We start from the raw sequence: 1,485 nt of genomic DNA, 5'->3' as shown, positions 1-1,485 counted from the left end.
TTCACCCGGCACACGACGCTCCCCTACCCATCACAGTCCCCGTTGGGGGTAGGTACTGCAATGACACGACTTCGGCGGTACGCTTGAGCCCCGCTACATTGTCGGCGCGGAATCACTTGACCAGTGAGCTATTACGCACTCTTTCAAGGGTGGCTGCTTCTAAGCCAACCTCCTGGTTGTCTCTGCGACTCCACATCCTTTCCCACTTAGCGTACGCTTAGGGGCCTTAGTCGATGCTCTGGGCTGTTTCCCTCTCGACCATGGAGCTTATCCCCCACAGTCTCACTGCCGTGCTCTCACTTACCGGCATTCGGAGTTTGGCTAAGGTCAGTAACCCGGTAGGGCCCATCGCCTATCCAGTGCTCTACCTCCGGCAAGAAACACACGACGCTGCACCTAAATGCATTTCGGGGAGAACCAGCTATCACGGAGTTTGATTGGCCTTTCACCCCTAACCACAGGTCATCCCCCAGGTTTTCAACCCTGGTGGGTTCGGTCCTCCACGAAGTCTTACCTCCGCTTCAACCTGCCCATGGCTAGATCACTCCGCTTCGGGTCTAGAGCGTGCAACTCAAACGCCCTGTTCGGACTCGCTTTCGCTACGGCTTCCCCACACGGGTTAACCTCGCTACACACCGCTAACTCGCAGGCTCATTCTTCAAAAGGCACGCAGTCACGACTGACAGCACAAGTGCTGCCAGCGACGCTCCCACGGCTTGTAGGCACACGGTTTCAGGTACTATTTCACTCCGCTCCCGCGGTACTTTTCACCATTCCCTCACGGTACTATCCGCTATCGGTCACCAGGGAATATTTAGGCTTAGCGGGTGGTCCCGCCAGATTCACACGGGATTTCTCGGGCCCCGTGCTACTTGGGTGTCTCTCAAACGAGCCGTTGATGTTTCAGCTACGGGGGTCTTACCCTCTACGCCGGACCTTTCGCATGTCCTTCGCCTACATCAACGGTTTCTGACTCTCCGACCGGCCGGCAGACCGATCAAGTGCACTCCCACAACCCCGCATGCGCAACCCCTGCCGGGTATCACACGCATACGGTTTGGCCTCATCCAGTTTCGCTCGCCACTACTCCCGGAATCACGGTTGTTTTCTCTTCCTGAGGGTACTGAGATGTTTCACTTCCCCTCGTTCCCTCCACACTGCCTATGTGTTCAGCAGCGGGTGACAGCCCATGACGACTGCCGGGTTTCCCCATTCGGAAACCCCCGGATCAAAGCCTGGTTGACGGCTCCCCGGGGACTATCGTGGCCTCCCACGTCCTTCATCGGTTCCTGGTGCCAAGGCATCCACCGTGCGCCCTTAAAAACTTGGCCACAGATGCTCGCGTCCACTGTGCAGTTCTCAAACAACGACCAGCCACCCACCACCCCGCCCTTGCAGACGAGTTCACTGGGGCCGGATCAGAAGGACAGCCAGAATCGGCCGTACCCTCAGACACCCAACAACGTGCCCGACACAATCAACCCG

1 rRNA gene is annotated in these 1,485 nt (G+C 57.8%); it reads right to left on the bottom strand.

The features are described 5' to 3' along the window. Positions 1-1,331 (bottom strand): 23S ribosomal RNA (locus ACFXNW_RS30015); the annotation flags it as partial. Between the last annotated feature and the right edge of the window lie 154 nt (positions 1,332-1,485).

The organism is Nocardia sp. NPDC059180 (assembly GCF_042754945.1).
Classification (GTDB): Bacteria; Actinomycetota; Actinomycetes; order Mycobacteriales; family Mycobacteriaceae; genus Nocardia.
This window is presented reverse-complemented; position numbering and strand designations above follow the sequence as displayed.